The sequence below is a fragment of the Promicromonospora panici genome (genome assembly GCF_900608595.1).
Lineage (GTDB): Bacteria > Actinomycetota > Actinomycetes > Actinomycetales > Cellulomonadaceae > Promicromonospora > Promicromonospora panici.
In genome coordinates, this window is the sequence record NZ_UWYY01000011.1 from 69,913 (window position 1) to 92,708 (window position 22,796).

Here is a 22,796-nt window from a genome sequence, read left to right on the forward strand (position 1 = left end):
TATGGCCACCACCTCCGAACGGACGACGCCGGCGAAGCGCCGCCCGCGATCGCTCCCGCCCATGCCCGAGGACGTGCCCCTGCCGGCCACGTTCGGCGACTGGTACGACGCCGCCGCGACGAACCTGGGTGTCGCGGAGAAGCGAGACAGCGGCGCGCGGCGCATGCTGGCGGGCGCCGTGATGGTGGCGGGCGTCTCCGCCGGGGCAGGGATCGTCGGGGGGCCGCTGACCGTCCTGTCCGGGTACGGGGCTCCGGGGGAGAGAGCTGACGTCGCGTCCCTCGTGGTCGGGCCGGTCCTGGCTGTCGGCGTCCTCGCGTGGTGGTTCTGGTACCGGCGGGACTGGGTGCGTGCGCGCCGACTGCGGCATGCGTGGTCGCGTTCGATCCGCGACCCGCGCGTGCTGGCGCTCCCGGCAAGGCCCCACCGCGGTCAGGCCCCGGACCCGGAGGAGCAGCACGACTTCCGCGCGCGGGAGCGCGCGGCGTTCGCGCCTTACCCCGGGCTGCGCGGCGTCGGTGGGGTGTCGGGCGGCCTCGACGCGGTCCGTGCCGTGCTGTACCCGGTCCTCTTCCTCGCCGGTCTGGTCGGGATCCTCGCGACGCTCGGTTCGGACAGCGTGGACGGGCAGGTCAGCCGGGCGCTCCCGCTCGTGCCGCTCGTCGTGGCCACGGTGTGCGCGACGGTCCGGGCCTGGCGGCGCGTCGCGGACTCCTCCGCGCTGGTCGCCCTGCAGGCCGACGACCGCCGTCGATGGACGGCCTGGCGCGTCGTGCGCGGGCTCGACGAACCCACACCGATGACGCCGTGGTACCGGCGGCTGAACTGGGCGATGCTGCCCGTCGCGCTCGGTGCGGTGGCCATCTTGGTGTTCCGCATCGGGGCGGGCGAGATGACGGGCCAGGCGGTGGTCTTCGGGCTCGCGATCTGCGTGGTGCCGGTCGCGGTCGTTGCCGGGTCGTTCCTGGTGCGCTCGCGCGCCGCGCGCTCGCAGGGTGGTCCGGACGGCGTCGGGGTGCACGTCACGGCCGACGACGTCCCGCCGCTGGGTCCCGTCGCTGTCGCCCCCGGGCAGGGTGTGCTGCGCGCCGTCGCGGACGGCATGGTGCTGGACGCAGGTGGCTCCGCGGTTCCGGTGCCGGCGGGATCGGCACTGGTCAGCGGCGATCCGCACGTGTTCGCGAGCCGTCGGCATTGGCTGCTGCTGCCGGATGGCTCGCAGGTGCCGCTGACCTGCGCCGCCGTGGGGCGGCTCAGGGAGCTGGCGGAGGGCGCGGGTCTGCGGACCCTGTGACATCGGGCCGGCTGCGGGCAGGCCCAGCTTGGGCGGGCCTGGCTGCGTCCGGGCGCCTGACTGACCCGCGGCCGGTCAGGCGGCCTGGGGCTCGTTCGGGATGACGGCCCAGCAGATGAGGTACGCGAGGACCTGCGGTCCCGGGATGAGGATCGAGGCGACGGCGACCACCCGCACGGTCGTGGGGTTCCAGCCGAAGCGGCGGGCGATACCGGCGCAGACGCCGCCGATCATGCGGCCTTGACGAGGGCGGAAGATTGTCTGTGTGCTCATGCCATCGACGTTACGCATACCGCGTCGCCGGCGGTATCCGGGCTCACCCGGACTCTGCCCTGAGTGAGCGTCGAGAGTCCCCTGAGGGCAGGTGCGGGTAGACACCGCGGTGCGGGGCGGTGGTCGTCGGAAGGGGTCCGCGCCCGCGTGGGCTCACCAGCCGTTCGGCGCCAGCACCTTCCGGATCCGCTTCTCGCTGACCGGACCGTCCGTGCCGAGCTGCTGCGCGAACAGCGAGACGCGCAGCTCCTCAAGCATCCAGCGCACGTCGGCCAGCTCGGCCGCGCGTGCGGCGTCGGGGGCACCGGCGGCGTACGTGGCCTGCGCCTTCTCGTACGCCGAGGTCACGTCGCCGATCCGCCAGGCCAGGTCCGAGTCCCGTGCCGGGTTCTCCGTGGCCTTCGTCAGGCGGTGCGAGTCCGCGCGCAGGTAGCGCGCCAGGTGCGGCAGCCGCCGCGGCGGCGTCGCCGACACGAACCCGTCGTGGATCAGGGTCGCGCGGTGCTCGCGGATGTCCTGCAGCGTGTTCAGCAGCGCCAGGCTGCCCGACGCGCGGACCTCCGCCTCGAGCGTCCGGCTCGCCGACAGTGCGGCCACGACGTGCCCGACGATGCGGTACACCTCGTCCTCCAGATGCCGCCGCACGAACGCCAGCGCGTCGGCGTAAGCGGCAGCAGATCGCACAGACGCCGCATCCGGCCCTCCCGTCGGCGTGTCATACCGCGCCGAGTCCCCGGCAGAGGTCAAGGAGACAACGGCGGCCAGCTGCAGATCCGCGACCAGCGAATCGGTGCTCGCATACGGAGAGGCAGCCATGGTCAGTGACTGCGTCCCCGTCCACCGCGACGTGATCCGACCGACACCAAGCCCAGCCTCGGCCACCAGCAGCCGCCGCACCCCGGCAGCATGCGCCGAGGCCTGAGCGTTCTCGTCCGCCAGTATCCGCAGCGCCACCCCGACGGACCGGGCCTGCCCCTTCACCTTCGGAGCAACTTCTTCCACGAGCGCCGGGAATCCCCGCACCACGACCCCGGCCCCCACATCGGTAGACACGGAATTTGGCAACACTCCTCCGTCCGGCAACCCGGAAGGCCAAGACGTCAGCCCCGTCTGCTCCCCGACAACAGCACCGCCGACGCCGGCAAAACCGCCAACCCCAGCACCTCCGCCAACCCCACCCCCGGAGCTGCGTGCGCCCACCTCGGAAGGTGACGCAACAGCGGAGGGCGCGGAAGGGGAAGACCCGCGCGCGACCGTATCCCCGAACGGAGCGCCCCCTGGGGCGCGTGAGTGTGTCGCGCGGGGGTCTTCCCCTTCCGCGCCCGCCCCAGACCCGGAAGCAGCAGCAGCCTCAGCCAGAGCAGCCCCGACAGCCCCACGCACAGCAGACCGCACAGCAGCCTCCGCCCGAGAAGCCAGCTTTCGCTGCAGCAGCAACAGGTCCTTCGACTCGTCCAGCACGACCGACGACGCGGACCGCCCCCGCCCACGCTCCTCGATGACCCGGAACGTGACCCGCAGGTGCGCCGGGAGCCGCGACACCCGCTCCTCGTCCCAGACCTCGGGCGGCACCACGACGTCGCGCAGCGCGCGGACGGCGCGGGTGAACACGGACACGTACGGCTCCGCCATGTCGCCGGCCCGGGCGATGTCCTCCCAGGCCGGACACTCCTCGCGGATCCAGGCGACGATCTCGCGCGCGACGTCCGGCGCTGGTACGAGCTCGCGCCGCACCGCCTTGGGCAGCGACTTGATGGTGGCGACGGTCAGCTCCTCGAGGAGCCCGGGCACCATCCAGTCGAACCCGTCCGGCACGACGCGCGCGAGCACGGCGATGGGGATGTGCACGGTGACGCCGTCGGCGTCGGAACCGGGCTGGAACTGGTAGGTGAGCGGTAGGGAGAGCTCGCCCTGCGGCCACTTCTCGGGGAACTCGGAGGTGTCGACCGAGGCGTCGCCGACGAGCTGCTCCATCGTGAACGTGAGCAGGTCGGGCGTCTCCTTGCGCGCCCGCGACCACCAGCGGTCGAAGTGCGCGGCGGATACCACGGAGTCGGGGACGCGTTCGTCGTAGAAGGCGAAGAGGTCGTCCTCGTCCGCGACGAGGCCGCGCTGCCGGGAGCGGGCCTCGAGCTCGCCGGCCTCCTCCAGGAGGGCGCGGTTGTCGTGGAAGAAGCGGTGGTGCGTGGTCCACTCGCCCTCCACGAGCGCGTGCCGCACGAACATCTCGCGCGCCGCCTCGGGGTCGACCTTCGCGTAGAGCACGCGGCGGTCGGACACGATGGGCACCCCGTACAGCAGCACCTTCTCGGTGCACATCGCGGCGCCCTGCTTGGAGGACCAGTGCGGCTCGGAGTAGGTGCGCTTCGCCAGCGGCCCGGCGAGGTCCTCTGCCCACTCGGGCTGGACACGGGCGACGTCGCGCGCCCACAGGCGGCTGGTCTCGACGAGCTCGCCCGCCATGATCCACACGGGCGGCTTCTTCGACAGGGGCGACCCGGGGAAGATCGCGAACCGCGCACCGCGCGCGCCGATGTACTCGTTCCGTGCCTGCTTCTTCGCCCGCTTGAGCGCGATCTCGCGCTGCGCTCCACGCAGGTGCGCGACGGCGGACGCCTTCACCTCCCCGGTGTCCTGCATCCCGATCTGCGACAGCAGCCCGGCGAGCAGGGACTTGTGAATGGTGTCCTCGTCCCACATCTGCCGATACGAAGTCGACTCGGCCTCTTCTTGTTGTGGGCGCGATCGTTGCGACGTCGTGTCCGTTTTGGGCGCAACGGTCCCGCTCACAGCAAGGGGGTTGGGGCGGGTCTTGGGGCGGAAGGCCATCTCGATGCCCAGCGGCTTCGACATCTCGCGGAGCTGGGCGACGACGTCCTGCCACTCGCGGATGCGCAGGAAGTTCAGGTACTCCGCCTTGCACTGGCGGCGGAACGCCGAGCCCGACAGCAGGTGCTGCTGCTCCTTCACGTACTCCCAGAGATTCAGGTACGTGAGGAAGTCGGAGCGGGGGTCGGCGAACCGGGCGTGCAGCTGGTCGGCCTGGGCACGCTGCTCGGCCGGGCGCTCGCGGGGGTCCTGGATCGACAGCGCGGCCGCGACGATCGCCACCTCGCGCGCGACGCCGTGCCGTGAGCCCTCGATGACCATGCGTGCCAGGCGCGGGTCCATCGGGAGCTGCGCGAGCGTGCGGCCGATGTCGGTGAGCTGCGTGACGCTGTCGACCTCCTCCAGTGCGCCGAGCTCCGTCAGCAGCTGGACGCCGTCGCGGATCGCGCGCGTGTCCGGGGGCTCGACGAACGGGAACCGGGCGACGTCGTCGGGCGTGCTGACCACGCCCACCGAGATCATCTGCAGCAGCACCGACGCCAGGGAGGTGCGCAGGATCTCGGGCTCGGTGAACTCGGGCCGGCCGTCGAAGTCCTCCTCGGAGTAGAGGCGGATCGCTATGCCGTCGGCGACACGGCCGGAGCGGCCGGAACGCTGGTTCGCGGACGCCTGCGACACCGGCTCGATCGGCAGCCGCTGCACCTTGGTCTGCTTGGAGTAGCGGCTGATGCGTGCCGTGCCCGGGTCGACGACGTAGTGGATGCCCGGGACGGTCAGCGACGTCTCGGCGACGTTCGTCGCGAGCACGATGCGCCGCGAGCTGTGCTGCTGGAAGACCCGGTGCTGCTCCGCGCTCGACAGCCGCGCGTACAGCGGCAGGATCTCGATGTGCTGGGGGTGCTTCGGGTCCCGCGCACGTTCCTTGAAGTGCCCGGCGAGGCCGTCGGCGGCGTCGTGGATCTCGCGCTCACCCGAGAGGAACACGAGGATGTCGCCGTTGCCCTCGCGCAGCAGCTCGTCGCACGCCTCGATGATGCCCGTGACCAGGTCCTTCTCCTCGGCGCCGCGCGCCTTGCCCTTCTTCTTCGGGCTGCCCGACGCCGGTCGCTCGCCCTCCGTAGCCGCCTCGCCGTCGTCCGGCGACAGCGGGCGGTAGCGGATCTCGACCGGGTACGTGCGGCCCGAGACCTCGACGATCGGCGCCAGGTCCGCGAGCGCGTCGGTGACGTACTCGGGCGCGCCGCCCCGCTGCGCCAGGGCCGCGGGGGAGAAGTGCGCCGCGAACCGCTCCGAGTCGATGGTGGCCGACGTGATGATCAGCTTCAGGTCGGGCCGCTGGGGGAGGAGCCGCGACAGGTAGCCCAGCAGGAAGTCGATGTTGAGGGACCGCTCGTGCGCCTCGTCGATGATGATCGTGTCGTAGGCGAGCAGCTGCGGGTCGCGCTGGATCTGGGCGAGCAGGATGCCGTCGGTCATCACCTTGACCAGCGTCTGGTCGCTGGACTGGTCGGTGAACCGGACCTGGTAGCCCACCACGCCGCCGAGCTGCGTGCCGAGCTCCTCGGCGATGCGCTCCGCGACCGTGCGCGCGGCCAGCCGCCGGGGCTGGGTGTGCCCGATCTGGCCCCGCCGTCCGCGGCCCAGCTCCAGTGCGATCTTCGGGATCTGGGTGGTCTTGCCCGAACCGGTCTCGCCCGCGACGATCACCACCTGGTTGTCCCGGATCGCCGCCGAGATGTCCGCTCGACGTGCGGAGACGGGCAGCTGCGCCGGGTAGGTGACGGGCGGCACCTCGACCGCGGCGCGCTTGGCGGCCGCCGCCTCGAGCTGCGCCGTCGACACACGCTGCGGCCCGGTGCGCCGCGGACGGCGGTTCTGCCGGTCCGGTTGCCTGCCCGACCCACGACGCCGGTTCCGGCCTCCGCCCGGGCGGCCGCGATCGCCGTCGGACACGGGGGTGGAAGAGGGCTCGGTACTCACAACCCCCCATTCTCCCAGGACCGGCAAGGTGTTTTGCCATGCCATGTCAGACCCACAGGCCATTCGGGTGACCTGTGGGTCTGACACGTCGGCGGGTCAGCTCGCCTGCGCCGCGTTCAGCAGGTCCACCGCGCCCTGCTGACAGCCGTGGCCCACCGTCACCGGGACCCGCGGGCCGCTCCAGTGCGGGCCGTACATGTCCAGGGAGTCACGGGCGTTGCCGTACGCGGCGTCGGCCTGCCGGTCGAGGTAGCCGCTGTACGGGCGGTCGCCCAGTGCGGTGTTCAGCTTGCCCAGGCCACGGACGTAGGCGCCCTTGAAGGAGGCGCCGTCGCTGTTGCAGTCGTCGCCCTCGTTCACCTCGCGGAGCACGCCGCCGGGGTTGAGGTAGGTCGAGCTCGTCGAGGCGTCGGCCAGGGCCCGGGCGGTGCTGAGGAGCCCGGCGTCACCGGTGGCCCGGTGCAGCTCGGTCAGAGCGCCGAGGATGACACCCTGGTTGTAGGTCCACGTGGGCTCGCCGTTGTTCACGCACGAGTCGTTCAGCCCGTCGTTGATCAGGTTGCCCGAGTTGATCATGCCGCTCGCCCGGAACCAGTCCCAGCCCTCCTGCGCTCGCTGGAGGTACGTCGTGTCGCCGGCGATGCGGTTGTGCAGCGCCGCGTTGAGCTGGATGTACAGCTCGTTCGTGATGGCGTTCTTGTAGGCGATGTCGGTGTTCCACTGGACGCCCCCGCCGCACCTGTCGGTCCAGTAGGCGCGCATGTGGTCAGCGTCGGCGCGCGCCGTGCTCAGGTACCGGCTGTCGCCGGTCAGGTCGTAGGCGGCTATCCAGGCGAGGCCCCACCAGCCGGTGTCGTCCAGGTACTCGTTGCGGAACTGGCCCTGCCGCGCGCCCACGTTCTTGTCGTAGGTCTGGGCGATCGCGTACCGGTAGCTGCCCATCCCGCTGATCCGGGCGTTGTCGATGACGGCGGTCAGCGCGTTGGCCGCCGTCCACCAGCCGTTGGTCTCGAACAGGCCGGTATCGCGGTCCCACAGCATCATCAGCGCGGTGGCGGCCGCCGTCGAGCGGCTTCCGGTGTTGCGGTCGTTGCGCGCCCAGCCGGTGCAGGCGATCTCCGCCCGGTCACCCGCCTTGCCGCACGCGCGCAGGGCACCGACGCCGGCCGTGTTCCAGTCGTCCACGTTGTACATCTGGGTGCGCCACCCGGTGGAGCCCGCCGGGATCGTCGTGAGACCGAGCCGGCTGCCCGACGCCCACGTCCGGCCGCCGTCGAACGACCGGTCCAGCCAGACCTCGTCGCCCGGCCGTCCGCCGTCGATCGAGCCCCAGCCCATGACGTCGGGGTCGGAGATGTGGAGCCGGATCGTGCGGCCGTGGACCGAGGCGCTCACCGGAACGCGGTCGCCGCGGGCGGTCGCGGGGTCGCGCGCGTCGCAGTAGATGTCACAGATCACGGCGTCGGCCGACGCGGCGTCAGCCGGAGCGGCGTCCGCCCAAGAGACCGGCGTGAGAGGTGCGGCGAGCAGGCAGGCAAGGGTGATGGCCACCGCCGAGCCGACGGCGCGGCGTGCGGTACGGGTCCTGCCCCGGGTATCGGGTTGGGCATCGGGTTGGGTCCGTGCCCCGACGCCGGACCTGGTGCGCCTGCCCGGGCGTCGGCGTGGGTGGTCGAACAATGCTGACAGCGGTGTCATCGATTCTCCTGGTGCTCGGCCTGGCTTCCGTCGTTGGAGTGGTGGAGCGGTGGAGCGCGAACGCGGCCCGACCCGAGCCGCGGCCCGACCAGATTCACCCGGAACCAGCGGCACGTCAAGAACCTCGGCGCTCCCGGGCCCGCGGACGCGCCGGCCCCGGACGCCGACACGGGGACCGCTCCCCATGTCGCCAGCAGCGTTGCCTCCGTAGGCTTTCGGCATTCCTGTGACGTGCACCGGGACCTGGAGGGCGGAGGGGGGAGCGGTATGGCTGACGAGCTGAAGGTCGACGCGGCATGACGACCCGCGCCCTCATCGCCCTGTGCGAGAGCCGGATCAACGGCCTGAGCCGCACGCGTCAGGCGCTGGAGCACAGCGGTGCGCCGGAACACGTCGAGGGCCTGATCGATGACCTGCGCGCCGCGGCGTCCGGCTGGGACGAGGCGGACACCCGCCCGCCCGACGGCGATCCCGTCGCGCTGCGCGCCGGCGCGCGGACGGTCCGCACCGGTACGCCGGCCTTCGGGACCGTGGCCGATGCCCTCGACATCTACGCGGCCGCTCTCGCGTCGGGGCAGGCCAGGCACGCGTCCGGAGTGGCGCATCTTCGATCCGCTCGGCAGTACGCGGCTGGGCTCCCGGTGGTCGGCGGCGGCGTCGACCCGGATCGGGCCGAGGCCGCGTCCAGAGCAGCGGTCGCCGTGCTCGACGTCGCCTGCGCCGGGTATGCCGCGTGCCAGGACGCCTACGAGGAGGTGCGGGACGCGGAGGCGGCGCTCTACGCGGCCCTGGCGTACGTCCGGGTCAGGCACTCGGGTCACCCGAGCGACCTGAGTGCCTGACCCCGGACGGGGATCAGGAACGAAGGATCAGAACGAGCAGGTGTCCAGGAGCGGCTGCAGCGCGGCCTTTTCCGCGGAGTCCACGCTGAGGTCCCAGCGGGCCTTGGTGTGGATCCACATCTTCGCGTACGCGCAGTGCTTGTCGGTGAGCGGCGGCACCCACTCGGCGGGGTCGTTGTCGCTCTTCGAGACGTTCACCTCGGAGGTGACGGCGATGAGCTGTGGGCCGGTGAGGTCGTTCGCGAAGTCCTGCCGGCGGTCCGTCGTCCACTCGCTGGCACCCGAGTGCCAGGCCTCGGACAGGGCCACGACATGGTCGATGTCGATGTCCGCCGGCGCCGTGCGCGTCTCGCCGTCCCACTCGCTGTACCAGCTGCCCGACGTCGGATAGCAGTCGCTGCCGACCTCCACGCCGTCGCCGTCGCGCTGCAGGACGGTCTCGCGGGTGGTGCACCCGTCCACGGTGATCCAGTGCGGGAACAGCTCCCGGTCGTACGGGGCGGACGCGCCCTCCGCCTGCACCGTGAGCGCGTCGAGCTCCGACTGCGCCACCGCCTTGGACGGAAGGTCGGGCGGGTAGGCGCCGGCTGCCTGGGGCCGCGCCACCAGCAGGAGCGCCACGAGCGCGAGCACCGCTACCGACGCGATCAGGTGGCGGGATCGAAGCCCTCGCCGGTGGCCTCGCTGGACGACGAACTGCGACATGGGACAGACCTTCCTCGAGACTGAACCTGGGCGCGTTCATCGTCGAGGTGGGCGGTGACACCCAAATGACCTCGATGTGACGTTTAACGAAATTTCACCCGCTCTGCCCGCTCGAAAGTGTCAGACCCTCAGGCACCGGAGTGACCTGAGGGTCTGACACGTCTGGGGGAAGTCCTGGGTCAGGCGGCGAGCATGCCCAGGTAGTAGCCGAGGCCGACCAGGGCGAGCGCGCCGATGGTCTCGATGATGGCGAGCGCGAGGCCCCAGCGGGCGAGCCACAGGTCGAAGCCCTCCTTGCCGGCACGGGCGACGGCGATCGCGTTCAGGACGACGCCGATGACCGGCAGGGCGGCGAGGAAGAACGTGAGGAGGCTGAAGACCGTGGTCTGCGGCTCCTCCTCCTCGACGGCCGACCCGGTGGCGGCCGGCGGGGCGACGGCGACCTCGGCCGCGGGGGCGGCCTGCTCGGTCACGGCCGCGGTCTCCACGAGGGCCGGCGCCGCCTGCGTCTCCGCGACGGGCGCCGCGGCGGCGTCCTCGGCTGCGGGGGCCTCGGTCCCTGCCTGCGCCTCGGACGTCGTCTCCGGCGCGGCGGGCTCGGCCTCCACGACCGTGGTGGCGGCCGAGGCCGCGTTCTCGTCGGTCGTGGCCTCGGGAGTCGTGGTGTCGGGCGTGGTCATGGTGGTAGTGCTCCCCTGGTTGCAGGTTGTGGGAAATGTCAGGCCATATTGTGGAGTATCCGAATCGTCTTGGATAGACCAGTATCGGCCAAGTGGCAGAGGCTGCCGCTCCGGGGGAGCGACAGCCTCTGTGCTGCTGGTCGTGCGGTGCGCTATGGGCGCCCGGTCCGGATTCGGATCACATGGTCGTGACGGGCGGGATCGAGAGCGCCGCCCAGACGCCGAAGCCGACCAGCACCAGGTACAGCACGGTGAAGATGATCGAGAGGGCCAGACCCCACTTCGCCAGCTTGCTGTCCAGACCCGCCTTGCCGGCCTTCGAGACGGCGATCGCCGAGACGATGATCCCGATCGGAGGGGCGATGAACGCGAGCACGAAGCCCACGATGGCCACGGTGTTGGCCTGCGGGTCCTGAACTGCGCCCTCGACTGCGGGTGCGGTGGGAGTCTCGGTCATGAGGGACTTCCTTTCACGGCCACTGTTCCGGCCGTTCGACTGCGGGCGCGGCTGCGCCCGTACGGACCCGGGTCAGTGTGGGGCATCCTGAGATGTACCTGGAAGAGCTCATTGCGCAGTACGCCCGAATCGTTACTCTTGTCGACGGCGGAGCGTCATGAGCTTCGGAGTCTCGCGTCTTCCTTAGAGGAGAGCGGTTCACCCTGGGCGCCGATAATTTACCCCGCCTGTATTCACTTGAACGTGATAGTTCTGGAGCAGGATCCGAACGGCACGTACCGCGCACCAGGAATCCGCGCACCGATCGAGGGGGCGAAGCGTGAACGACAAGGCGAAGAAGCTCGTTCCGCAGGTCCCCCCGACAGGCCTGCGGAAATTCATCCGCACCGCCTCGACGGGGGCAGCCGCGGCCGTGATCGCTGTGGGCGTGCTGTTCACGGCGGTGGCGAGCGTCCCTGCCTCGCAGCCCGCCGGCAAGGACGGCGACGTTCCGATGCGGCTCTACGGGCTCATTGAGAGCGTCGGCACGACCGAGACCGCCCCGGAGGGCGTCACCCTGACCCAGATCGTCGCGGTCCTCGAACGCGCCGAGAAGGAAGCGCGGGAGCAAGGGCCCAACTTCAGCCCCACGATTGCGCAGGCCGCGGCCGAGCTCGGCATGCTCTACACCACGTACCAGATGCAGCAGCTCTCGTTCGGCCCGAACAACGAGGGTCTGCGCCCCGACGACGCCCCGGCCGCCTCAGGTTCCGGTTCCGAGGAGGACGCCGACGATCCGGCGTCCTCCCCCGGGAAGCAGGCCGGCTCCGCCGAGCGCGACGGCGCCGATGCGCGGGACGGCGTCGACCAGAAGAGCGGCGCCAAGCAGGACGACGGCGAGCGCTCCGACAGCGACGGCGACAGGGCTGGCGACAGGGAAGACGCCGAACAGCCGCGGCCCGCGGAGGACACCCCGCCCGCGGTCGAGGTGTCGAACGAGCGCGCCTCGGTGATCGACCCGCACGACGAGGATCCGCAGGCTGGTTATGTCACCTATGACGAGGTGGTGATCGCGGCCGTGCGGCTCGCGAACCTGCTGGACCCGTCGGTGCCCAACGCACTGGTCGAGGTGGACGGCGTCGAGCAGGGCAAGGGCAACCGCAGCGGCGTCTCGCTGCGGGAGAGCCTGCTGGACATCGTGAGCATGTTCGGTGGCACCACCACCGGGTACCTCAACGGCCGCATACCCGCCGGCGTGCTGTGCCCGCTGGAGTTCGCCCCCGGGCACATGTTGCGCTGCGACGCCGCGGAACGGTTCACGGCGCTCAACGAGCAGTTCGAGGCCGAGTTCGGCTACCCGATCCCGATCACCGACTCCTACCGGTCCTACGGGGCTCAGGTCACCCTGGCCGGCATCAAGCCGCACCTCGCGGCCATCCCCGGCACGTCGAACCACGGCTGGGGCATCGCTGTGGACCTCGGCAACCCGATCGCCGGTGGGAACTCCGCGGAGTACGTCTGGCTGCGCCTGCACGGCCCGGACTACGGCTGGGACAACCCGTCCTGGGCCCGGCTCGGCGGCGCGAAGCCGGAGCCGTGGCACTTCGAGTTCTTCGCCGCCGGCTCGATCCCGAACCGCGCCATCGACCCGTCCGACGTCGGCACCTGGAAGCCTTCCGACACCGAGCCCCCGCGCTACAAGCCCGCGCTCGACCCCAAGCCGAAGGACGACGAGTCCGCGGGCGGCGTGCGCAAGCCGGCCACGAAGCCCTCGGACCAGCCGAGCGACAACCCGCCGTCGCAGAAGCCGTCGAAGCCGACCCCGAAGCCGACCCCGAGCGACCCGACGGACGAGCCGACGCGGCCTAAGCCGCCGACGACGCCCAAGCCGACGCCCACTCCAACGCCGTCCGACCCCAAGCCGACGCCGTCGCCGAGCCCGTCCGAGCCTTCGGAGGAGCCGAGCGAGGAACCGTCGGAGGAGCCGAGCGAGCAGCCGTCAGAGCAACCGTCGGAGGAGCCGAGCGGAGCGCCGTCCGGGGAGCCGTCCGACGAGTGCCAGGAGACGGAACCCGAGCCGAACCCGTCGCCCGCACCGAGCGCTGATGCGACTGACGGCGCCACGGCTGGCAGTACCCCCGCAGATGGCGGCACCGAGAGCGGGACGGACGAGGATCCCTGCGCGGTCCCGGACGAGGCTCCGGAGGATGAGGCTGACGCGTCGTCGTCCGGACAGCTCGCGATCCTCCCCAGGTCGACGAGCGTCGTCACGGCCAGCCGGCGTTCCCGCCCGCGAGGCTGAGCTGACGGATGACAGCGGAACAGACACCGAGAGCACAGGCAGCGGCACCGGGCGAAGGGCTTGCCGGCGATCCCCGGCGCTTCCTGCGTTCCGGGCGCCTGGAGTCGATGCCCCGGCGGTGGCGCGACAAGGTGGCGGTGACGCGCTACATGGCGGTGCAGGCGCTTCCGACGCTGCTCGAGCCCGTCACCGAGCGGGAGCTGACGGAACGCCTGCGGGAACTGACCCACGACCCGGCCGGCCTCAGGCGTGCGATGGTGGACCACGGCCTGGTGCAGCGCACGCGCGACGGCGCCGAGTACTGGCGCACCGAACGCACCGAGTACGACGGCTGAGGGGTCCGAGACGAGAACCCGTGGAGTCCGGCTTGCCCGCAGAGGCCCTCTTGACCATATTGCGAGACAACGAAGACTCGCGTTTTCAGGATAGGAAATGCCATGAGTGAAGAACGTGCCGTCGCGGCACTCGAGGCGGCGGGCATCCCGTTCGAGGTGACGCGCCACGGCCAGGTCGCAAGCCTCGCCGAGGCGGCGGCCGCCCGCGGTGTCGACCCGGGCAAGCTGATCAAGACGATCGTCGTCCGCCGGGCGGACGACGACTTCCTGTTCGTGCTGGTCCCGGGCGACCGGCAGATCTCGTGGCCCAAGCTGCGTGCGCTGCTCGGCGTCTCGCGGCTGTCGATGCCGAGCAAGGAGGTGGCTTTCGAGGTCACGGGCTACGAGAGGGGAACCATCACCCCGTTCGGGGCGTTCCACAAATGGCCCGTCGTCGCGGACTCCCGGCTCGGTGAGCCAGGGCCCGTGTCGATCGGCGGAGGTGCTCACGGCGTGGGTGCCACGGTCGATGCCGTCGACCTCACGACGGCGCTCGATGCCACGGTGGCGGACGTGACCGACCCTCTCTGAGCCCGTCTCGGAGAGGTGTCGAGCAGGCCCGCGAGGGTGCGGAGGCCAGCAGTTCTCCTTCGTGCAACGTGACCGTAACGCCTGGGGGGTGGACGGAAGCCCTGTGCCGGGTGAACACTCGCCCTAGGCAATTCTTGCCCCTCCCGACCAAGGAGGGGTCAGAGAGCACCAAGAAGCGTCCAAGTCAACGCCCAAGCAAGTGTGTGGAAGTCAGCGTCTAACGAAGTCGAGGCCCGACCAATGCAGGACGGAGCGAATGACCCCATGGACCCTCTCCCGTCAGACTCAGCGCAGGACATGGTTCCCGGACGTCCGGGATCCGGTATCGCCTGCCGGAACACCTACGAGGGCACGGTGCTGACCCTCTGGGGTGACATCGACGCGCTACTGCGCGAGAACGCGAGCGAGGCGATGGCCACGCTCGCAGCACGACCCGATCCCGACCCCGTCATCGTCGACGCCCGGGATGTCACGTTCATCGACTCCTCCGGGGTGGCCTTCATCCTCCAGGTGTTCGTGCTCGGCGAGGAGACGGGTTCGCCCGTGCTGCTCCGTGAGCCGTCCGCCGTGGTGATGGAGGTCCTGGACATGGTCGGTATCAGTCAGCGAATTCCAGTGGTCCGCAACGCCGCGGCCAGCGCCTGACGTCGTAGAACAACAGAATCTGGTCGGCTCCGTTCGATCAGTCGGGGGAGTGGCACCCTTGTCCGGTGAAGAACTGGGCAGCGAACCTCACCTACTCCTCCGCGCGCGTCGAGCGCCCTCGGACCCTCGCGGAGCTCGCCGGCATCGTCGCCGGTGAGCCCCGCGTCCGGGCCCTTGGATCACGCCACTCGTTCGGCGACGTCGCCGACACGACGGGCGTGCACGTACAGGTCGACCTGCTCGACGACGGACGGCCGGCCCTCGAGGTCCACCCGGGCACCGGCGTGGCATCGGTCCGTGCAGGGCTGCGCTACGGCGAGGTCGCGGCGGATCTGCACGCGCGGGGCCGGGCGCTGACCGCCATGGCCTCCCTGCCCCACATCTCGGTGGCCGGCGCCGTCGCCACGGGCACGCACGGCTCGGGTGACGGCACGCGCTCGCTCGCGGGCGACGTCGTCGGGGTCGAGCTGATGACCGCCGCCGGCGAGCTGCTGATCCTGCGTCGTGGCGACGCCGACTTCCCGGGCTCCGTCGTCGCGCTCGGCGCCCTCGGCGTCGTGACGCGCGTGGAGCTGTCGACCGTCCGGACGTTCGACGTGCGCCAGGACGTCTTCACCGGGCTGCCGTGGGAGGCGCTGTTCGACAACCTCGACGCCGTCATGAGCAGCGCGTACTCCGTCAGCGTCTTCACGAGCTGGCACGAGCCCGACGTGCGCCTGGTCTGGTGCAAGTCCAAGGTCTCCGCGGGCTCGGGAGGAGCCGCGCCCGCGCTCCCCGTCGAGCTGGGCGCCGTTCCCGCGACCCGGCCGATGCACCCGCTGCCCGACGTCGCCGCCGTCGCGTGCACCGAGCAGGGCGGCGTGCCCGGGCCGTGGTTCGAGCGGCTGCCGCACTTCCGGCTGGACTTCACGCCGTCCCTCGGCGAGGAGCTGCAGTCCGAGTACCTCCTGCCGCGCGCCGCGGGGCCCGACGCCGTCCGCGCCGTGCGCGCCCTGGGGGACCGGATCGGGCCGCTGCTGCTGACGTCGGAGATCCGCACGATCGCCGGGGACGAGCAGTGGCTCAGCACCACACCGGAGGACAGCCTCGCGTTCCACTTCACGTGGAAGCAGGACTGGCCGGCGGTCCGGGCAGCGCTTCCGGAGCTGGAGGCGGTACTGCTGCCGCTGGGCGCGCGGCCGCACTGGGGCAAGCTCTTCACCGTCCCGGTGGCCGACCTCCCGGGCCTGTACCCGCGGTTCGGCGACTTCGCCGAGCTGGCCGCGCGCCTCGATCCGGCGGGTAAGTTCCGGGGCGGATACGTCCATAAGCTGCTCACGGAAGGAAATTGATATGGCAGCGGTCTCGCATTTGCGGCGATTTTCTCGGAGGATCTGGGTATGAGCGACGCGCAGAGAGCAACCGCGCAGCCCGCCAAGCGCGAGGAGTTCAGCGGACAGCTGGGATTCATCATGTCCGCCATCGGCTCCGCCGTCGGGCTGGGGAACATCTGGCGCTTCCCGGGGGTGGCATACGAGAACGGTGGGGGCGCGTTCATGGTGCCCTACCTGGTGGCGCTACTCACGGCAGGCATCCCGATCCTGTTCCTGGACTACGCGATCGGGCACCGGTTCCGAGGCTCGGCACCGCTGGCCTTCCGCCGGTTCAAACGATGGCTGGAGGGCCTCGGCTGGTTCCAGGTGATGATCTGCTTCGTCATCGCCGTCTACTACGCGGTGATCATCGCCTGGGCGCTCAGCTTCTTCGTCTACTCGTTCGACCTGCGCTGGGGCGACGACACCGCGGGCTTCTTCACCGGTAGCTACCTCCAGCTGGCCGACGTCGGCGGCGCCGACCCGTGGTTCACCCTCGACTTCGTGTCCGCGGTGCTGGTCCCGCTGGTGCTCGTCTGGGTGGCGACGATCGTCGTGCTGGCCGCGGGCGTGGCCAAGGGCGTCGAGAAGGTGAACTTCGTGTTCATCCCGCTGCTGTTCCTCGCCTTCGGCGCGCTGGTCTGGCGGTCCCTGACCCTGCCGGGCGCGGCCGACGGACTGAACGCGCTGTTCACCCCGGACTGGGGTGCGATCGCCGACCCGGCCGTGTGGATCGCCGCCTACGGCCAGATCTTCTTCTCGCTGTCCATCGCGTTCGGGATCATGATCACGTACGCCTCCTACCGCCGGCGTCGGGCCAACCTGACCTCCCCCGGCCTGGTGGTCGCGTTCGCCAACTCCGGCTTCGAGGTGTTCGCGGGCATCGGCGTCTTCGCGGCACTCGGGTTCCTGGCGAACCAGCAGAGCATCGCCATCGCCGAGCTCGAGGGCATCACCGGCCCCATCCTGGCGTTCGTCACCTTCCCGGCGATCGTGTCCCAGATGCCGGCCGGGCCGGTCTTCGGGGCGCTGTTCTTCGGCTCCCTGGTGATGGCCGGGTTCACGTCACTGATCTCGATCCTGCAGGTGGTCTCCGCGGCATTCCAGGAGAAGTTCGGCTGGACTCGGATGCAGGCCGCGATCGGCATCGGCGTGGTGGCGGCGGTCATCTCGGTGGTGGGCTTCTCGACGACCACGGGCCTGGTCGCGCTCGACACCGTCGACAACTGGGCGAACAACATCGGCATCGTCGCGTCCGCGGTGGTCACGACCGTGGCCGTCGGCTGGGTGCTGCGGCGCACCGGGGAGATGCGGTTCCACCTGAACTCGGTCTCCACCATCGCGGTGGGCCGCTGGTGGTCCTTCTGCGTCATCGTGCTCGGGCCGGTGGTGCTCACCTACATGCTCGTCTCGCGCATCGTCACCTTGGCCCTCGAGGGCTACGAGGAGTACGACGCGACCTACCTCGGGGTGGCGGGTTGGGGCACCGTCGTCGTGCTCGTCGTCGGGGCGGCATTGCTCACGCTGATGCGGTGGCGCGTCGAGCCCGACAGGTTCGATGCGTGGCCGAGCTACGGAGGTAAGTCATGAGTGCCGAGGCAATCGCACTGCTGGTCGTCTCGCTTCTTGTCGTGTGGGGCGGGCTCGCCGTGAGCATCGTCGCTCTCGTGAGGCGGCCGGAGCGGGCCGACTTCCCACAGGGCTGGGAGCACGAGGGCGGTCCCGAGGAGCGCCCCGAACCGCCTGTCGAGCACGACACGTGAGCAGCACTCCGGCAAGTCGGCCATGAACCGGCTTGCCGGAGTGTTTGCGCAGGCCAACCCTGAAGGACAAGGGTGAAACGCGCGTGTAACGCGTCATACATCACAATGTGACATCGGTCTCGAACTTCCGGGTTTACGCCAGCGGTGCGTCACGGTTAGGTGAGACTCGCATACGAGGTGCCAGGCGCGCCGTCGGGTCCTCCGCTCCCCTGATGACGGAGATCTGCCGGGTCGTGCGGGCCTCGTGACATACCAAACGATCCGACCCAGGAGACCCCTGATGCGAAGGCTTCCCGCCCTCACCGCTGCGACCGCACTGACCGCAGCCGCCCTCGTCCTCACCGCGTGCACCGACGCGTCGCAGCAGACCGCCGGCAACACCGGCGCCTCCGACGAGGCCAGCGCCGAGGCATCGTTCGACCCGTCGACCGTCGAGGTCGACGACGAGATCGCCGCGATGCTCCCGAAGGAGATCGCCGACAAGGGCACGCTCGCCGTCGGTTCCGACACGGCCTACGCGCCCGCCGAGTTCATCGACGCCGACGGCAAGACGCCGGTCGGCTTCGACGTCGACATGGTGAACGCCGTGGCCGCGGTGCTCGGGCTGGACGCCGACGTCCAGACGGCCGCGTTCGACGGGATCATCCCCGCGATCGGCTCCAAGTACGACCTGGGTGTCTCAGCGTTCACCATCACGGACGAGCGCACGGCCGAGGCCAACATGATCAGCTACGCCATCGCGGGCTCGCAGTTCGGCGTCGCGGCGGGCAACCCCGAGGGCTTCGACCCCGAGAACCTGTGCGGCAGCACCGTCGGCGTGCAGACCTCGACGATCCAGGACGACGAGCTCACCGAGGCCACCAAGGACTGCGAGGACGACGGCGAGGAGCCGATCGACGTCGTGCGCTACGAGTCGCAGGCCGACGTCACGACCAACCTCGTGGGCGGCAAGCTGCAGGCCATGTACGCCGACTCGCCGATCACGGCGTACGCCGTCGAGCAGACCTCGGGCGAGGTCGAGACCATCGGTGAGATCAACGACGCGGCGCCGTACGGCATCGTCGTCGCCCAGGACGACGAGGAGCTGACCGAGGCCGTCCAGGCAGCGGTGCAGAAGCTCATCGACGACGGCACGCTGGAGCAGATCTTCGCGGGCTGGGGCAGCGAAGGCGTCGTCGTGGACGAGGCGGAGCTGAACCCGGCCGAGTGACCCGTCCGCCGAGTGCACGGCACCCGCGGTCAGCACATGATGCGACGGCGGGTACCGTGCACTCAGTTTCTTCAAGGGAAGGATGGGTGACGTGACGACGCAGACAAACGCGTCGGGCAGCGACCCTGTGCCCAACCGCATTCACGCGCGGCCCGTGCCGCGTCCTGGCCGTCTCGTCGCAGCGGCGGTCGTGCTGGTGCTGGCCGCCATGGCGGCCAACGCCCTGATCACGAACGACAACTTCCGCTGGGACGTCGTCTGGCTCTACCTGCGGGACGTCGTCGTGATCCGGGGCGTGACGTGGACGCTGGTCCTCACGTTCGCGTCCATGGCGATCGCCGTGGTGCTGGCGGTCACGCTCGCGATGATGCGCCGGTCGGACAACCCGGTGATGCGCTGGGTGAGCTGGCTCTGGATATGGTTCTTCCGCGGCACGCCGATCTATACCCAGCTCATCTTCTGGGGGCTGCTGGGGGTGCTCTACCCGCGGCTGTCGCTGGGCATCCCGTTCGGGCCGGAGTTCTTCACGTTCCGTACGGAGGACGTGATCACGGCATTCTGGGCGGCGCTCCTGGGCCTCGCGTTCAACGAGTCCGCCTACCTCGCCGAGATCGTGCGGGCCGGCCTGACCTCGGTGGACCCCGGCCAGACCGAGGCCGCCAAGGCGCTCGGGATGAAGGACGGCAAGATCATGCGCCGCGTGGTGCTGCCGCAGGCCATGCGCGTCATCGTGCCGCCCACCGGCAACGAGACCATCTCGATGCTGAAGACCACGTCCCTCGTGGTCGCCGTGCCGCTCACGCTCGAGCTGACCTACGGCACCAGCGCCATCGGCAACCGCATCTTCCTGCCCGTGCCGCTGCTCGTCGTCGCGGCGCTCTGGTACCTGCTCATCACCTCGATCCTGATGGTGGGCCAGCACTACCTGGAGCAGTACTACGGGCGCGGGTTCGGCACCGCCACCGGCCGCCGCGGGCGCGGCAAGGGGCCGGGCGGCAAGCAGGCGGCCATCGCGGCCGCCGGGACCGTGCAGGAAGACGTCAACAGGGAGGTGACGCCATGAGCGTCGTCGCCGACTCCGCCGCACTGCCGGCGGACTCCACCGACATGGTCTCGGTGCGGGCGGTGCACAAGGTCTTCGGTCACGGGCACGACGCCGTGCACGTCCTGAAGGGCGTCGACCTCGACGTCGCGCGGGGCGAGGTCACCGTGATCCTCGGCCCGTCCGGGTCCGGCAAGTCCACCCTCCTGCGCTGCATCAACGAGCTGGAGGAGATCACCGGCGGCACCGTCGTCGTCGGCGGCGACCTCATGGGGTACCGCCAGGACGCCAAGGGGACGCTGCACCGGCTGCACCCCAAGGCGGTCGCCAAGCAGCGCTCGCGCATCGGCATGGTGTTCCAGCGGTTCCACCTGTTCCCGCACATGACGGCGCTCGAGAACGTCATGGAAGCGCCCGTGCAGGTGCGGGGGCTGTCCAAGAAGGCGGCCAAGCAGCGGGCGCTGGAGCTCATCGAGCGGGTCGGGCTGTCGGACCGGATGGACCACTACCCGGCCCAGCTCTCCGGCGGCCAGCAGCAGCGGGTCGCCATCGCCCGGGCGCTCGCCATGGACCCGGAGCTCATGCTGTTCGACGAGCCGACGTCGGCCCTCGACCCCGAGCTCGTGGGTGAGGTGCTGTCGGTGATGCAGGACCTGGCACGGTCCGGCATGACGATGATCGTGGTGACGCACGAGATCGGGTTCGCCCGGGAGGTCGCCGACCACGTCGTGTTCATGGACGACGGTGTGATCGTGGAGTCCGGCCCGCCGGCGGAGGTCCTGGACACCCCGAAGGAAGAACGCACGAGAAACTTCCTCTCCCACGTCCTCTGACCCACCCCGCCGAGGTAGAACTGTGGCGAGGTAGAACCCTGGCGAGGTAGAACCACAGCGGGGCAGCGGTTCTACCTCGCCACAGTTCTACTTCGCCCTGGTTCTACTTCGGCGAGGTGGTGGGGAGGCGGAGGGTGAAGCGGCAGCCTTCGCCGGTCGGGGGCGGGACATTGGTGACACTCGCCGTTCCGCCGTGGGCCTCCGCCACACCGCGAACTATGGAGAGGCCGAGGCCCGCTCCGCTTCCCGGGCTGTCCCCGCGCTCCGGAGTGCGCGCACCCGAGCTGCGCCAGCCCGCCTCGAAGACACGTCCGAGGTCCGCCTCCGGGATGCCGCCGCACTCGTCCTCGACGCCGATCACCACGGTCCGGGCGCCCCCCGGATCGGCCTCGGACGCCACGGCCACGCGGACCGTGCCGCCCGGCGGAGTGTGCCGGATCGCGTTCACGAGCAGGTTCTCCAGCGCGCGCCCGACCTGCTGGGCGTCGAGCGCCGTCACCACGGGCTCGGCGACGTCCCACGTCAGGGTGACGCCACCGGCGTCCGCCAGGGGCTGCGCGCCGGCTATCGCGTCGGACGCGAGGTCTGCCACGGCCACCGGTTCCCGACGCGGCGTCGTCGCGGGGGACTGGAGGCGGGACAGGGTGAGGAGGTCGTCGACCATCGCGGCCATGCGCCGGTTCTCCGCCAGGATGCGCGGCACATGCTCGTCCACCGGCCCCACGCCGTCCTCCAGCGCCTCGGCCAGGGCCCGTACGGCGGCCAGGGGCGTGCGCAGGTCGTGCGACACCCACGAGACCAGCTCGCGGCGGCGCACCTCGATCTCGCGGTCGCGCTCGCGGGCTGCCTTCTCGGCGGCGGCAGCGGCGGTGACCGCGCGGATCCGCGCCGTCAGCACCAGACCGACGGCGAGCGCCACCGGCACCGTCGCGAGCAGGAGCAGCAGCACGGTCGTCGAGTCGGCGTCCGACAGGAACATCGCCTGCGCGCTCGCGTAGACGCCCGCCGCCACAGAGCCCACCACGACGAGGGGGGCGAGGGTCGCAGCGAGCGCTACCCGGCGCCGGGCGAGCGCGAACAGGGCGACGGCGCCCACCGCGCCCACGGCGGCGGCTACGGAGACGGACAGCAGCACGCCCTCGAGGTCGTTCACGTGCCGCCTCCCGGCTCGTGCGGCGTCGCGTCCGACGCGGGCGGCGAGGCAGGCGCCGCGTCCGTCGCGCCCGCCGCCGGCGCCGTCGCGTCCCACCGGTAGCCGACGCCGAACACGGTCACCAGGCGGGTCGGCCGGGACGGGTCGGCCTCGACCTTCTCGCGCAGCCGCCGGACGTGCACGGTCACCGTTGACCGGTCGCCGTACTCCCAGCCCCAGACGCCGCGCAGGAGCGACTCGCGGTCGTGCACCTGGCCGGGGTGGGTGAGGAACCAGCGCAGCAGCTCGAACTCGCGCACGGTGAGCGCGAGCTCGGTGCCGGAGCGGGTGACGCGGTGGGCGGCGGGGTCCAGGCGCAGATCGCCGTCGTACAGGGCTCCTGGCGCCCCGTGGGCGGACTCGTGGCCGCCGGCCGGGGCCGTGGCCGATCGCGCCTCCGGGACGCCGCCTGCGGGGCCGACGGCGGCCCCGGCGCGCCGGAGCAGCGACTGCACCCGCAGCACGAGCTCGCGCGGGCTGAAGGGCTTGACCACGTAGTCGTCGGCGCCGATCTGCAGGCCGAGCACGCGGTCCTCCTCCTCGCCGCGCGCCGTCAGCATCAGTACCGGCAGGTCCGGGCGGGCGGCACGCAGGCGCCGGCACACCTCCAGACCGTCGATACCGGGCAGCATGAGGTCGAGCACGACGGCGTCGGGCGGGTTCCGGGCGGCGGCCGCCAGCGCGGCGTGGCCGTCGGCGGCGTGCTCGGCCGGCACACCGGCACGCTCCAGGTAGGCGACGACCACCTGCGCGACGGTGGCGTCGTCGTCGATCACGAGAACTCGGGCCACGCCTCAGCGTACGGGCGGGCGGGC

20 protein-coding genes are annotated in these 22,796 nt (G+C 71.0%); 12 read left to right on the forward strand and 8 right to left on the reverse strand.

Translation table 11 applies throughout. The features are described 5' to 3' along the window. The first annotated feature begins 1 nt into the window (after nt 1). On the forward strand, nt 2-1,294 hold the full coding sequence (locus tag EW117_RS14200) for a hypothetical protein (RefSeq protein ID WP_129787382.1): 1,293 nt from the start codon (nt 2-4) through the stop codon (nt 1,292-1,294). Nucleotides 1,295-1,369: 75 nt separating this feature from the next. On the opposite strand, the gene EW117_RS14205 is transcribed toward EW117_RS14200, so the two are convergent. The 3 genes from EW117_RS14205 to EW117_RS14215 form a co-directional block, all read right to left on the reverse strand. Further along, entirely contained in the window at nt 1,370-1,567 is a 198-nt protein-coding gene (locus EW117_RS14205; protein ID WP_129787383.1) for a PspC domain-containing protein, read from the reverse strand. 153 nt (nt 1,568-1,720) lie between these two features. Beyond that, a complete protein-coding gene (gene hrpA, locus EW117_RS14210; RefSeq protein WP_242504290.1) occupies nt 1,721-6,376 on the reverse strand; it encodes an ATP-dependent RNA helicase HrpA in 4,656 nt (1,551 codons plus the stop codon). Nucleotides 6,377-6,472: 96 nt separating this feature from the next. Next, nucleotides 6,473-7,927 (reverse strand): glycoside hydrolase family 76 protein, encoded by a 1,455-nt coding sequence (locus EW117_RS14215; protein ID WP_242504291.1) that lies wholly within the window; start codon nt 7,925-7,927, stop codon nt 6,473-6,475. Nucleotides 7,928-8,370: 443 nt separating this feature from the next. On the opposite strand from EW117_RS14215, the gene EW117_RS14220 reads away from it, so the two are divergent. After that, nucleotides 8,371-8,916: a hypothetical protein gene (locus EW117_RS14220; protein WP_129787385.1), complete on the forward strand. Its 546-nt coding sequence runs from the start codon at nt 8,371-8,373 to the stop codon at nt 8,914-8,916. Between the two features lie 27 nt (nt 8,917-8,943). Here the strand turns inward: EW117_RS14220 and EW117_RS14225 are convergent, their stop codons facing one another. The 3 genes from EW117_RS14225 to EW117_RS14235 form a co-directional block, all read right to left on the reverse strand. After that, nucleotides 8,944-9,621: an HNH endonuclease family protein gene (locus EW117_RS14225; RefSeq protein WP_129787386.1), complete on the reverse strand. Its 678-nt coding sequence runs from the start codon at nt 9,619-9,621 to the stop codon at nt 8,944-8,946. 179 nt (nt 9,622-9,800) lie between these two features. After that, the gene (locus EW117_RS14230; protein ID WP_129787387.1) at nt 9,801-10,301 is read right to left on the reverse strand and encodes a hypothetical protein; all 501 of its coding nucleotides are present in this window, start codon (nt 10,299-10,301) and stop codon (nt 9,801-9,803) included. A 178-nt stretch (nt 10,302-10,479) separates the two neighbouring features. Then, on the reverse strand, nt 10,480-10,758 hold the full coding sequence (locus tag EW117_RS14235) for a hypothetical protein (protein ID WP_129787388.1): 279 nt from the start codon (nt 10,756-10,758) through the stop codon (nt 10,480-10,482). Between the two features lie 319 nt (nt 10,759-11,077). Here EW117_RS14235 and EW117_RS30190 point away from each other — a divergent pair, with 319 nt between their 5' ends. The 10 genes from EW117_RS30190 (at nt 11,078) to EW117_RS14285 (ending at nt 20,789) form a co-directional block, all read left to right on the forward strand. Then, nucleotides 11,078-13,039: a M15 family metallopeptidase gene (locus EW117_RS30190; RefSeq protein ID WP_129787389.1), complete on the forward strand. Its 1,962-nt coding sequence runs from the start codon at nt 11,078-11,080 to the stop codon at nt 13,037-13,039. A gap of 8 nt (nt 13,040-13,047) precedes the next feature. Beyond that, nucleotides 13,048-13,374 (forward strand): DUF2087 domain-containing protein, encoded by a 327-nt coding sequence (locus EW117_RS14245; protein ID WP_129787390.1) that lies wholly within the window; start codon nt 13,048-13,050, stop codon nt 13,372-13,374. 102 nt (nt 13,375-13,476) lie between these two features. Beyond that, entirely contained in the window at nt 13,477-13,944 is a 468-nt protein-coding gene (locus EW117_RS14250; protein WP_129787391.1) for an aminoacyl-tRNA deacylase, read from the forward strand. 297 nt (nt 13,945-14,241) lie between these two features. Then, a complete protein-coding gene (locus tag EW117_RS14255; protein WP_129787392.1) occupies nt 14,242-14,589 on the forward strand; it encodes an STAS domain-containing protein in 348 nt (115 codons plus the stop codon). Nucleotides 14,590-14,654: 65 nt separating this feature from the next. Continuing rightward, the gene (locus EW117_RS14260) at nt 14,655-15,920 is read left to right on the forward strand and encodes a D-arabinono-1,4-lactone oxidase (protein ID WP_129787393.1); all 1,266 of its coding nucleotides are present in this window, start codon (nt 14,655-14,657) and stop codon (nt 15,918-15,920) included. Nucleotides 15,921-15,968: 48 nt separating this feature from the next. Further along, a complete protein-coding gene (locus tag EW117_RS14265) occupies nt 15,969-17,531 on the forward strand; it encodes a sodium-dependent transporter (RefSeq protein WP_129787394.1) in 1,563 nt (520 codons plus the stop codon). Continuing rightward, nucleotides 17,528-17,704, forward strand: a complete 177-nt coding sequence (locus EW117_RS14270; RefSeq protein WP_129787395.1) for a methionine/alanine import family NSS transporter small subunit — start codon at nt 17,528-17,530, stop codon at nt 17,702-17,704. The genes EW117_RS14265 and EW117_RS14270 overlap by 4 nt, the downstream gene beginning before the upstream one ends. Before the next feature lie 280 nt (nt 17,705-17,984). Further along, a complete protein-coding gene (locus EW117_RS14275) occupies nt 17,985-18,914 on the forward strand; it encodes an ABC transporter substrate-binding protein (RefSeq protein WP_129787396.1) in 930 nt (309 codons plus the stop codon). Nucleotides 18,915-18,996: 82 nt separating this feature from the next. Further along, a complete protein-coding gene (locus tag EW117_RS14280; protein ID WP_129787397.1) occupies nt 18,997-19,977 on the forward strand; it encodes an amino acid ABC transporter permease in 981 nt (326 codons plus the stop codon). Next, the gene (locus EW117_RS14285; RefSeq protein ID WP_129787398.1) at nt 19,974-20,789 is read left to right on the forward strand and encodes an amino acid ABC transporter ATP-binding protein; all 816 of its coding nucleotides are present in this window, start codon (nt 19,974-19,976) and stop codon (nt 20,787-20,789) included. Before EW117_RS14280 ends, EW117_RS14285 begins: the two co-directional genes overlap by 4 nt. Before the next feature lie 103 nt (nt 20,790-20,892). On the opposite strand, the gene EW117_RS29755 is transcribed toward EW117_RS14285, so the two are convergent. Continuing rightward, complete coding sequence (locus EW117_RS29755; RefSeq protein WP_129787399.1) at nt 20,893-21,942, reverse strand: sensor histidine kinase; 1,050 nt, start codon at nt 21,940-21,942, stop codon at nt 20,893-20,895. After that, nucleotides 21,939-22,772: a response regulator transcription factor gene (locus EW117_RS29760; protein WP_129787400.1), complete on the reverse strand. Its 834-nt coding sequence runs from the start codon at nt 22,770-22,772 to the stop codon at nt 21,939-21,941. The genes EW117_RS29755 and EW117_RS29760 overlap by 4 nt, the downstream gene beginning before the upstream one ends. Between the last annotated feature and the right edge of the window lie 24 nt (nt 22,773-22,796).

What these genes read in the sequence shown, in the direction of transcription:
- EW117_RS14200 (WP_129787382.1), top strand. Translation starts at nt 2, where the DNA reads ATGGCCACCACCTCCGAACGGACGACGCCGGCGAAGCGCCGCCCGCGA.
- EW117_RS14205 (WP_129787383.1), bottom strand. Translation starts at nt 1,567, where the DNA reads ATGAGCACACAGACAATCTTCCGCCCTCGTCAAGGCCGCATGATCGGC.
- EW117_RS14220 (WP_129787385.1), top strand. Translation starts at nt 8,371, where the DNA reads ATGACGACCCGCGCCCTCATCGCCCTGTGCGAGAGCCGGATCAACGGC.
- EW117_RS14225 (WP_129787386.1), bottom strand. Translation starts at nt 9,621, where the DNA reads ATGTCGCAGTTCGTCGTCCAGCGAGGCCACCGGCGAGGGCTTCGATCC.
- EW117_RS14230 (WP_129787387.1), bottom strand. Translation starts at nt 10,301, where the DNA reads ATGACCACGCCCGACACCACGACTCCCGAGGCCACGACCGACGAGAAC.
- EW117_RS14235 (WP_129787388.1), bottom strand. Translation starts at nt 10,758, where the DNA reads ATGACCGAGACTCCCACCGCACCCGCAGTCGAGGGCGCAGTTCAGGAC.
- EW117_RS14245 (WP_129787390.1), top strand. Translation starts at nt 13,048, where the DNA reads ATGACAGCGGAACAGACACCGAGAGCACAGGCAGCGGCACCGGGCGAA.
- EW117_RS14250 (WP_129787391.1), top strand. Translation starts at nt 13,477, where the DNA reads ATGAGTGAAGAACGTGCCGTCGCGGCACTCGAGGCGGCGGGCATCCCG.
- EW117_RS14255 (WP_129787392.1), top strand. Translation starts at nt 14,242, where the DNA reads ATGGTTCCCGGACGTCCGGGATCCGGTATCGCCTGCCGGAACACCTAC.
- EW117_RS14265 (WP_129787394.1), top strand. Translation starts at nt 15,969, where the DNA reads ATGAGCGACGCGCAGAGAGCAACCGCGCAGCCCGCCAAGCGCGAGGAG.
- EW117_RS14270 (WP_129787395.1), top strand. Translation starts at nt 17,528, where the DNA reads ATGAGTGCCGAGGCAATCGCACTGCTGGTCGTCTCGCTTCTTGTCGTG.
- EW117_RS14275 (WP_129787396.1), top strand. Translation starts at nt 17,985, where the DNA reads ATGCGAAGGCTTCCCGCCCTCACCGCTGCGACCGCACTGACCGCAGCC.
- EW117_RS14280 (WP_129787397.1), top strand. Translation starts at nt 18,997, where the DNA reads ATGGGTGACGTGACGACGCAGACAAACGCGTCGGGCAGCGACCCTGTG.
- EW117_RS14285 (WP_129787398.1), top strand. Translation starts at nt 19,974, where the DNA reads ATGAGCGTCGTCGCCGACTCCGCCGCACTGCCGGCGGACTCCACCGAC.